Genomic DNA, 10,106 nt, shown 5'->3' with positions numbered 1-10,106 from the left:
CCGCCGTTCCGGTGGAGGTGCGCGACGTCTCGGGCGCCGGTGACACCGTCGCCGCCGCGCTCGCGGTCTCGCTGGCGGCGGCCGCGGACTGGGACACGGCGCTGCGCGTCGCCAACGCCGCCGCCGCGGTCGCGGTCGGCAAGCAGGGCACCGCCAGCGTGAGCGCTGCCGAGCTTCGGCGAAAGATCCTGCCGCACGCTTATCTTGCGGCCGAGGAGAAGATCGTGCTCGAGCCTGATACGCTCGAGGCGCAGCTCGCCGAATGGAGGCGCCAGGACCTCCGCGTCGGCTTCACCAACGGCTGCTTCGACATCCTGCATCCGGGCCACGTCAAGGTGCTGACCGCGGCGCGCGGGGCCTGCGACCGCCTGATCGTGGGCCTCAACAGCGACGCCTCGGTGCGGCGGCTGAAGGGCGCCGATCGTCCGGTCCAGGACGAGCGTGCGCGGGCCGAGGTGCTCGCCGCGCTCGAGGCGGTCGATGTCGTCGTCATTTTCGAGGAGGACACGCCGATCGACCTGATCACCCGGATCAAGCCGAGCGTACTGGTGAAGGGCGGCGATTACACCCGCGAGCAGGTGGTCGGCCACGAGGTGGTCGAGGCGGCTGGCGGAGTGGTCGTGCTGGTCGACATTCTCCAGGGGTTCAGCACGACGGCCCTGGTGCATCGCGCGCGGGGAGGGGCCAAGTGAGAGGCCAAGTGATGGCTCAAGAGACGACGCAGGCCCCGCAGACGATGGGCCAGATGCTGTCGCGCCGCTTGCGCAACCCGGCGGCCTGGAGCGAGACTGTCGACCTGTTCGCCATCCTCACCGCGGCTTCGCTGCCCTGGTCAACGTCGCTGGCGGGGATCTTCAACGCACTGATGCTGCTCTGCATGGTGCCGTTCCTCGACGTCCGCGCGTTCCTGCAATCGCTGAAGCGTCCGATCTGTGCTGCGCCGATCGCGCTGGTCGTGCTCGCGCTGGTCGGCACGCTGTGGTCGGACGCCGCCTGGAGCGCGCGCCTCTATGCCGTCAATCCGACCGTCAAGCTGCTGGTGCTGCCGGTCCTGCTCTACCATTTCGAGCGCTCGTCGCGCGGACGCTGGGTCTTCGTCGCTTTCCTTGTATCCTGCGCGCTGCTTTCGGTGATGTCCTGGCTGGTCGCCTTCTACCCCGACCTGGCGATCAAGTCCGACCGGGTCGAGCGCGGCATCTTCGTGAAGAACTACATCGACCAGAGCCAGGAATTCACGCTGTGTGCGGTTGCGCTCGCCTATCCGGTGGTGATGCTGTTGCGTGAAAAGCGCTACAGGCTCGCGGGGCTATTGACCGCGCTGGCGCTAAGCTTCTTCGTCAACATGGTCTTCGTGGTCGTGTCGCGCACAGCGCTCGTCACCGTTCCGATCATGTTCGGTGTGTTCGCGCTGCTTCATTTGCGCTGGCGCAGCATCACGATCATCTCGGCCGTTCTGCTCGCAGGCGCAGCTGTCGCCTGGCAGGCCTCGCCGCAATTGCGCAAGACAGCCGACACCTTTGCCAGCGACTACACGCGCTATGTGGAGAAGGGCGAGCCGACCTCGGCGGGCCTGCGGCTCGAATTCTGGCGGAAGTCGCTCGGCTTCTTCGCGGAGGCGCCGATCAAGGGCCATGGGACGGGCTCGACGCGCGGATTGTTCGAGCGGGCTGCGACTCCGGGGGTCCAGTACCAGGCTTCCGCCGAGGTGATCGGCAATCCGCACAACCAGACGCTGAATGTCGCCGTGCAGTGGGGCGTCATCGGCATCGTCGTTCTCTACGCGATCTGGGTCCTGCATCTCCTGCTGTTTCGCGGTGATGGCCTCGCCAACTGGGTCGGCCTGCTGGTCGTGGTGCAGAACGTCTTCACCTCGCTGTTCAACTCCCATCTGTTCGATTTCCACGAGGGCTGGATGTATGTCATCGGCGTCGGCGTGGCCGGCGGCATGGTGATCCGGGCACAACAGGCCGGAGCGAAGATGGGGGAAGCCGGTTCCTGAACGACCGCGCGGCTGGCAAGTCCTGTTAAGATGGGCTATCAGCGCGGTCAGGTTGCACCCAACAGGATATTCATCGGTCGGCGGATGACGCGACTTTCGCATCTCACCTTGCGCAATTTCCTGATCGCGCTTCACGACCTGCTGGCGACCGCGGCGGCGCTGTTCGTCGCCTTCTACCTGCGTTTCGAGGGTGGCGAAGGCTTCTACGACCGCCTGCCGCTGCTGTTGCAGATCCTGCCCTACTTCCTCGCTTTCAGCGTGGTGGTGTTCTTCGTCTTCAATCTGACCACGACGAAATGGCGCTTTATCTCGCTGCCGGACGCGCTGAACATCATCCGCGTCGCGAGCGTGCTGACGGTTGCCCTGCTGGTGCTGGACTACATCTTCGTCGCCCCGAACGTCCGCGGCGCCTTTTTCCTCGGCAAGGTGACGATCGTCCTCTACTGGTTCCTCGAGATCAGCTTCCTCAGCGCGCTGCGCATGGCCTACCGCTACTTCCGCTATACGCGGGTGCGGCGTCATGCTCGCACCGACGATGCGGCGCCGACGCTCCTGATCGGCCGCGCCGCGGATGCCGAGGTGCTGTTGCGCGGGATCGAAAGCGGGGCGATCAAGCGGATCTGGCCGGTCGGCGTGCTGTCGCCGTCGAGCTCGGATCGCGGCCAGCTGATCCGCAACGTGCCGGTGCTCGGCGGCATCGACGACGTCGAGGACGTCATCGCGGACTTCGCCAAGCGCAACAAGCCGATCGCGCGCCTCGTGATGACGCCGTCGGCGTTCGAGCAGGAGGCGCATCCGGAAGCGATCCTGATGCGGGCGCGCAAGCTGGGTGTGATCGTCAACCGCATGCCCTCGCTGGAAAGCGGCGATACACCGCGCCTCACGGCCGTCGCGGTCGAGGACCTCCTGCTGCGGCCCAGCGAGACAATCGACTACGCGCGCCTCGAAGCCCTGATCAGAGGCAAGGCGGTCATCGTCACCGGCGGCGGCGGCTCGATCGGCTCAGAGATCTGCGAGCGCGTCGTCGCCTTCGGCGCCGCGCGCCTGCTGATCGTGGAAAATTCCGAGCCGGCACTCTACGCCGTCACGGAGGCGCTTACCGCGCAGGGCACGGCTGCCGAGATCGAGGGTCGGATCGCCGACATCCGCGACCGCGAGCGCATCATGCGCCTGATGGCCGAGTTCAAGCCCGACATCGTGTTCCACGCCGCAGCCCTCAAGCACGTGCCGATCCTCGAGCGCGACTGGAGCGAGGGCGTCAAGACCAACATCTTCGGCTCGATCAACGTAGCCGATGCCGCGCACGCGGCCGGCGCCGAGGCCATGGTGATGATCTCGACCGACAAGGCGATCGAGCCGGTGTCGATGCTCGGCCTCACCAAGCGCTTCGCCGAGATGTACTGCCAGGCGCTCGACCACGACCTTGCCGCAGGCAGCGATGGCGCCAAGCCGCCGATGCGGCTGATCTCGGTCCGGTTCGGCAATGTGCTGGCGTCGAATGGCTCGGTGGTGCCGAAATTCAAGGCCCAGATCGAGGCTGGCGGTCCGGTGACGGTGACGCATCCCGACATGGTCCGCTACTTCATGACCATCCGCGAGGCCTGCGACCTCGTCATCACGGCGGCGACCCACGCGCTCGGAACGGCGCGCCCGGACGTGTCGGTCTATGTGCTCAACATGGGCCAGCCGGTGAAGATCGTCGATCTCGCCGAGCGCATGATCCGCCTCTCCGGCCTGCAGCCGGGCTACGACATCGAGATCGTGTTCACCGGCATGCGGCCGGGCGAGCGGCTGCACGAGATCCTGTTCGCCTCCGAGGAGCCGACCCGCGAGATCGGCGTCGCCGGCATCATGGCGGCGCAGCCGAACGAGCCGCCGATGCAGACGCTGCGCAAATGGATCGCGGCGCTGGAGCAGGCGATCGCGCGCGACGATCGCGCCACCATCAGGACCATCCTGAAGGATGCGGTCCCCGAATTCGGGTCGACCGCGGCCTGACCATGAAGTCCAAGGGCAAGATCGTCGTCGCGAGCCAGCATTATCCGCCGGACTCGAGCACGACCGCGGCGATCATGGCGGAGATCGCCTGCCGCATCGCTGCGGATCACGAGGTCGTCGTGCTCTCGGGCTCGCCGGGCACGCTGCCGCCCTCCGGCCCGGGCAAGCCCCGCGTCGTGGCGGTCAAGAACCGGATGGCGGGAAAGGCGGCCCTGGTGCGGCGCGGGGTGTCCGAGCTGCTGTTTGCGTCCCGCACGTTCCTCGCACTGATCCGCGAGCTGCGGCGAGGGGACATCGTGCTCACCGTCACCGCGCCGTTCATGCTGCCCTATGCCGTCGCCGCCGCCGCAAGGCTCAAGGGCGCGCGCTCCGCGCTGATCATGCACGACCTCTTTCCCGACGTGCTGGTGATGGCGGGCCTTCTCAAGCCGGGCTCGCTCGTGGCGCGGACGATGCGCTTCGCCAACAGCCTGATGTTCCGCGCACTCAACGCCGTCATCACCATCGGCCGCGACGCCGAGCGGCCGCTGCTGAGCTATCCCGGCATGGGGCGAAACAAGATCCGCTTCATCCCGAACTGGGCGACGCTGGCGCCGGGGCGGCGTCCGCTGTCACAGGACAATCCGTTCCGGAAAGGGCTCTCCGCGCGTTTCGTCGTCGGCCTGTCGGGCAATCTCGGCTTCACCCATGATCCGGAGATCGTGTTCGAGGCGGCGCGCCTGCTCAGGAACGAGCCGGATATCCATTTCCTGCTGTCCGGCTGGGGCATTGGCTTCGCGCGGCTGAAGCAGTTGCAGGCGAATGCAAATCTGCCCAATGTGTCCTTCGTGGCCCGGGTCGAAGACGCCGAGCTCGAGGCGTTTCTGGCGTCGGCCAATCTCTGGATCATTCCATACCGGAAGGACGTTGCGGGGGTGTCGGTGCCGAGCCGGTTCTACAATCTGCTGGCGGTCGGACGTCCCGTGGCCCTGGTCTCGGAGCCGGAGGCCGAGGCGGCGTTGACGGTGGTGGAGAACGGGCTCGGCTGGGTCGTGACGCCGGGCCGCGCCGATCAGCTCGCGGACGCAATCCGTGCAGCGTCCCGCTCCGACGACGGCGCCATGGCCGAGCGTGCGGTGAAGGCGGCGGCGAGGTTCGATCGCGCCACCGCGATGAACGCCTATGCCGCGCTCGTCGACGAATTGTTGCGCGGCCCGGACCTTTCGGAGCCGCGATGAGCGAGAGCAAACCGGTCGTGCTGGCATGGTGGCGGACAGAGAACAGGTCTCGACGCCCGAATTCGTCGAGCATCTGACGAAAGCGTCCGGCAAGCGCTCGCGCCTTTTCGCCATGCGGCCGGCGCTGCTCGGTGCGCTTCTCAAGATGATCGGCTGGCAGAACACGCGTGACAGCCTGATCGGCTCCCTCGAGCTCAACATTTCGAGGGCGCTCGCGACCGGCTGGCAGCAGCCGCCGGTCTCGCTCGACAAGGAACTGCAGCTTGCGCTGTCGGCTCAGACTTGAGGGCGTGAGAAGCGCCGCAGCAAGAAGCCGATTGCGACCGCGCCTGCGAGCAGCGCGAGCACCGTGACCGACATTGAACCGGCGCGAACGGCGAGGATCGCCAGCCCCGCGAGCACGAGGTTGAGCAGGAAGACCTCGGCGGTCACCCGCGGTACCGAAAAGCCGTTGTCGGTCGCACGCTGGTAGAAATGCGAGCGGTGCGCCGACCAGAACTGCTCGCGGCGCGCGATGCGGCGGAACAGCGTGATGGTGGCATCGGCGAGGTAATAGGCCGGCAGCAGCAGTGCCGCGGCCGCTTGCCCGTGCCAGGCGAGCTCGAGCAGGCACCAGCCGAGCAGGAGGCCGATCGGCAGGCTCCCCACATCCCCCAAGAACACTTTCGCGACCGGCTTGTTGAAGGGCGCAAAGCCGAGCATGGCGCCGCACAGCGTGGTGGCGACGAGTGCGGCGGCCCAGGACAGCTCGCCGAGCCATCCGAGCAGCAGCAGCGCCGCGGTGACCGGCACGACTTCGGCGACCGTCATCAGGTCGAGCCCGTCCATGAAGTTGACGAGGTTCACGAACCAGATTCCGGCGAGCAGGAGGAGGCCGCGCTCCAGTGCAAGCGGCAGCGCCGGCACGATACGCGCCGTCTCCGGCGCGGTGAATACCACCGCCGCGACGGCGACGGCTTGCAGCAAGAGCCGCGCGAGAACCGGCAACGACCTGATGTCGTCGGCAAATCCGACCAGCGCGATCGCGATCGTCGCAATCACCAGCGCCGGCGGGATCGCGACATTGACCCAAGGCGCCCATACGGATGCAACCAGCAGGGTCGCCGATATCACCGCGATGCCCGCGCCCTGGGGCGTCGGGATGCGATGTGAGGACCGCGCATTCGGCCGCGCCAGCGCGTAGCGCTGGAGCAGGGGGCGGCTGGTCCAGGTGATGACGGCAGACATCAGCGCGGCAATCGCCAAAGCAAGCAGCACGGGCACGGCGGACACGGGTGCGGTGGCCGGGTTCACTCCGGCACTCCGAGGGGCGCTGCCCCTTGCGCGGCCTTCTCCGCGCTCAGGATCCATACGAGGCCGCCGACCGCGCCGACGATGAAGTACACCGCGCCGAACAGCAGCGAGATGTTGACGCCCTCGTTTGCGGCAAGTCCCGCGAAGCCGAAGGCGAGGCCCATGGTGGCTTCACGCACGCCCCAGCCCGCGATCGAGATCGGCATCATCGTGATCAGCATCACCGGCGGCACGAGCTGGAAGACATCGCTGAAGCCGACCGGAGCGGCAATCGACTGCACGACGCACCAGGCCACGACGACGGTCAGCACATGCACGACGAGCGACAGGATCGCGACGGCCGGTCCGCGCGTGCGGCTGAAGATCACGCGGTTCGCGATCACGGCACAGGCGTGAATGTGATGCGTGGCCCACCAGGTTTTCAACCAGTGCCATTTCAGCGCACCGAAGACCAGGAAGCCGAGACCGCCCGCAAGCGCGGCGAAGTCGACGAGCAGCAGCGCCGAACGGCCGTGCGGATCGGTGATGAGGGCGTAACTCCACGGCAGGCTCGCGACGATGAGGATCGCGAGCGCGATCAGGCCGATGGCGCGGTCGACGAAGATCGAGTAGGTGGCCGCCCGCCAGCCGGCGCCGGCGCGCGCGACCAGCCACAGCCGGACCGCATCGCCGCCTATCGCGGAGGGCAGGGTTTGGTTGAAGAACGAGCCGATCACGTTGTAGCGCATCGCGCGGGCGAGCTCGAGCGGCGCGCCGCATTGGGCGCTGATCTCGCGCCAGCGCAGAACGCCGATGAAGATCTGCAGGAACGTGATCGCGATCGCAAGGCCGATCCAGAACAGGCTGGTCACGGTGAAACGCGAAAGCAGTTCGGATAGATCAACCTTGCGCAGCGCCAGATAGAGCAGCGCCGCGGAAATCAGGATCTTGGCCGTCGACAGCAGGATTCGGCGCATCTCGCCCGCATGACCTGGGTTTGCGAAGATTGTGGCAACCCGACGCGAGGCGCCGAATTCGGTCGCTTTGGTATGGTCTTGGCGCCGATCTTGCAATAGCAGTGATGCAAAGCGGTGATGGAAGCGGTTATATGCGGCGGTCACGAACGGCCGTTATGACCGGCCGGACAGCACTTGCGCCCCCCTCGATGCGGCGGCTAAAGAGGCGCCGAAAGGCCGGGGATCGGATCCCCTGGGAACAGGATGACGGATCAGGCGATTTTGGTCACCGGCGCCGCCGGATTCATCGGCTTTCATGTCGCGCGACAGCTTCTGGCCGAAGGCCGGCCGGTCGTCGGGCTCGACAATCTCAACGTCTATTACGATCCGGTGCTGAAGCAGGCGCGCCTGGACCTGCTCCGCGGCGATTCCCGCTTCGCCTTCGTCAAGGCGGATCTTGCCGACCGCGCGGCGATCGCAGCGCTGTTTGCGCGCCACCGATTTACCGAGGTGGTGCATCTGGGCGCCCAGGCGGGCGTGCGCTACTCGATCGAGCAGCCGCAGGCTTACGCCGATTCCAATCTGGTAGGTTTTCTCAACGTGCTGGAAGGCTGCCGCCACAATGGCTGCCGCCATCTCGTCTACGCCTCGTCATCCTCCGTTTACGGCGCCAACACGAAACTGCCATTTGCGGTCGGCGACCGCACCGACCATCCGGTGAGCTTCTACGCCGCGACCAAGAAGGCCAACGAGGTGATGGCGCAGGCCTACAGCCATCTCTACCGGCTGCCGGTCACCGCCTTGCGCTTCTTCACCATCTACGGTCCGTGGGGACGGCCCGACATGGCCATGTTTCTGTTTGCGAGCGCCATCATGGAGGGCCGGCCGATCCGGCTCTTCAACCGTGGCAAGATGCGCCGGGATTTCACCTATATTGACGACGTAACCCGTGTCGTGTCCAAGCTGATCGACCAGGCGCCTGTGGACGATCCGGCTGCCGCAAATGCGCCGTCTAGGGTCTACAATGTCGGCAATCACCGCCCCGAGGAGCTGATGCATGTCGTCGGACTCCTGGAGCAGGAGCTGGGTCGGACGGCGATCAAAGAATTGCTGCCGATGCAGCCGGGAGACGTCTTGGAAACGTTCGCGGATGTCGAGGACCTGATGCGTGACACCGGCTTTGCGCCGTCAACGCCGATCGCGCAGGGGGTCCGTAATTTTGTCACCTGGTACCGGGACTACTTCAAGGTTTGAAATGACGATGGACAAACGCATCATCCCCCTGATCATGTGCGGCGGTGCCGGCACGCGGCTGTGGCCCGCCTCGCGCGAGGTGCGGCCGAAGCAGTTCCTGCCGCTGTTCGGTGCGCGTTCGACCTTCCAGGACACGCTGCTGCGCGTCTCGGATGCATCGCTGTTCGATCGCCCGATCGTCATCACCAACGCGGCCTATCGCTTCATGGTGCTGGAGCAGCTCGCCGAGATCGGCATCGAGGCCGACGTGATCCTCGAGCCGATGCGGCGCGATTCCGGGCCCGCGATCGCCGCTGGCGCCGTGTTCGCGCAGAACCGCGCCTCTGAGGCGATCGTGCTCGCGCTCGCCGCCGATCACGTCGTGCAGGACAATGCCGCTTTCGTTGCGGCATGCCGCGAAGGCCTCACCGCCGCGAGCGCCGGGCGCATCGTCACCTTCGGCGTCAAGCCGGAGCGGCCGGCGACCGAATACGGCTATATCAGCCCGGGCGAGGTGATCTCCGGCGCGGTGCACGCGGTCGCGCGCTTCGTCGAGAAGCCGGACGCCGTGACGGCGGCCGACTACGTCAATTCGGGGTTTCTCTGGAACAGCGGCAACTTCATGTTCCCGGCGAGCGTCCTGCTCGACGAATACCGCAAGGTCGATGCGGCAAGCGTCGAGGCGGTCGCCAACGCGGTCAACAATGCCGGCCGCGATCTCGGCTTCGTCACGCTGGAGCCCGAGGCGTTCGGCGCGGCCAAGGCGATCTCGATCGACTACGCCGTGATGGAGAAGACCTCGCGCGCCGCCGTGGTGCCGGTGTCCTGCGGCTGGTCCGACGTCGGCTCCTGGCATGCGGTGTGGGAATTGTCGGAGAAGGATGCGCAGGGCAATGCCGCGCACGGCACCGCGGTGTTCGAGGATTCCCGCAACTGCAACGTCACCACCGATTCCGCGCTGGTCGCGCTCGAAGGTGTCGACGATCTCGTCGTGGTCGCCACCGCGGATGCGGTGCTGGTCTCGCGCCAGAAGGATGCCAACGGCCTGAAGCGGCTCGTCACCAAGCTCAAGGCGGTGGCGCCGAAGGTCACCGAGGAGCATCTCAAGGTGCATCGGCCGTGGGGCAGCTATCAGTCCGTCGACAATGGCGAGCGCCACCAGGTCAAGCGCATCGTGGTGAAGCCGGGTGGGCGGCTGTCGCTGCAGAAGCACCATCATCGCGCCGAGCACTGGATCGTGGTCCGCGGCGCGGCCCGCGTCACCGTCAACGAGACCGTCAAGACCGTGCATGAGAACGAGTCGATCTACATCCCCATGGGCGCGGTGCACCGGATGGAGAACCCCGGCAAGATCATGCTGGAGCTGATCGAGGTCCAGACCGGCTCCTATCTCGGGGAAGACGACATCATCCGGATTGAAGACGACTATCA

Annotated in this window: 9 protein-coding genes; 7 read left to right on the top strand and 2 right to left on the bottom strand. The window is 66.4% G+C overall.

Going from position 1 to position 10,106, the window contains the following annotated elements; genetic code table 11:
- The 5 genes from rfaE2 to A5906_RS36990 all read left to right on the top strand — a co-directional run.
- Window positions 1–692, top strand: a 692-nt coding sequence (gene rfaE2, locus A5906_RS45705) for a D-glycero-beta-D-manno-heptose 1-phosphate adenylyltransferase (RefSeq protein WP_245327109.1), incomplete at its 5' end; no start/stop codon positions are given.
- Between the two features lie 11 nt (window positions 693–703).
- Window positions 704–1,999: an O-antigen ligase family protein gene (locus tag A5906_RS37005; RefSeq protein WP_080140050.1), complete on the top strand. Its 1,296-nt coding sequence runs from the start codon at window positions 704–706 to the stop codon at window positions 1,997–1,999.
- A gap of 84 nt (window positions 2,000–2,083) precedes the next feature.
- Entirely contained in the window at window positions 2,084–3,997 is a 1,914-nt protein-coding gene (locus A5906_RS37000; RefSeq protein ID WP_080140113.1) for a nucleoside-diphosphate sugar epimerase/dehydratase, read from the top strand.
- A 2-nt stretch (window positions 3,998–3,999) separates the two neighbouring features.
- Window positions 4,000–5,214: a glycosyltransferase family 4 protein gene (locus A5906_RS36995; RefSeq protein ID WP_080140049.1), complete on the top strand. Its 1,215-nt coding sequence runs from the start codon at window positions 4,000–4,002 to the stop codon at window positions 5,212–5,214.
- A 25-nt stretch (window positions 5,215–5,239) separates the two neighbouring features.
- Window positions 5,240–5,500: a Rossmann-fold NAD(P)-binding domain-containing protein gene (locus A5906_RS36990; RefSeq protein WP_245327108.1), complete on the top strand. Its 261-nt coding sequence runs from the start codon at window positions 5,240–5,242 to the stop codon at window positions 5,498–5,500.
- On the opposite strand, the gene A5906_RS36985 is transcribed toward A5906_RS36990, so the two are convergent.
- Window positions 5,491–6,441, bottom strand: coding sequence for an MraY family glycosyltransferase (locus A5906_RS36985; RefSeq protein WP_430642448.1), 951 nt, complete (start codon window positions 6,439–6,441; stop codon window positions 5,491–5,493). The genes A5906_RS36990 and A5906_RS36985 overlap by 10 nt on opposite strands.
- Window positions 6,442–6,503: 62 nt before the next feature.
- Window positions 6,504–7,463 carry a lysylphosphatidylglycerol synthase transmembrane domain-containing protein gene (locus tag A5906_RS36980; RefSeq protein ID WP_080140112.1) on the bottom strand — a complete coding sequence of 320 codons (960 nt, stop codon included), beginning with the start codon at window positions 7,461–7,463 and terminating at the stop codon, window positions 6,504–6,506.
- A gap of 243 nt (window positions 7,464–7,706) precedes the next feature.
- Here A5906_RS36980 and A5906_RS36975 point away from each other — a divergent pair, with 243 nt between their 5' ends.
- Both A5906_RS36975 and A5906_RS36970 read left to right on the top strand, forming a co-directional pair.
- The gene (locus A5906_RS36975; RefSeq protein ID WP_080140047.1) at window positions 7,707–8,696 is read left to right on the top strand and encodes an SDR family NAD(P)-dependent oxidoreductase; all 990 of its coding nucleotides are present in this window, start codon (window positions 7,707–7,709) and stop codon (window positions 8,694–8,696) included.
- Window positions 8,697–8,703: 7 nt separating this feature from the next.
- On the top strand, window positions 8,704–10,106 hold a 1,403-nt coding region (locus A5906_RS36970; RefSeq protein WP_080140111.1), incomplete at its 3' end, for a mannose-1-phosphate guanylyltransferase/mannose-6-phosphate isomerase.

This window comes from Bradyrhizobium sacchari (assembly GCF_002068095.1).
GTDB classification, from domain to species: Bacteria; Pseudomonadota; Alphaproteobacteria; order Rhizobiales; family Xanthobacteraceae; genus Bradyrhizobium; species Bradyrhizobium sacchari.
This window is presented reverse-complemented; position numbering and strand designations above follow the sequence as displayed.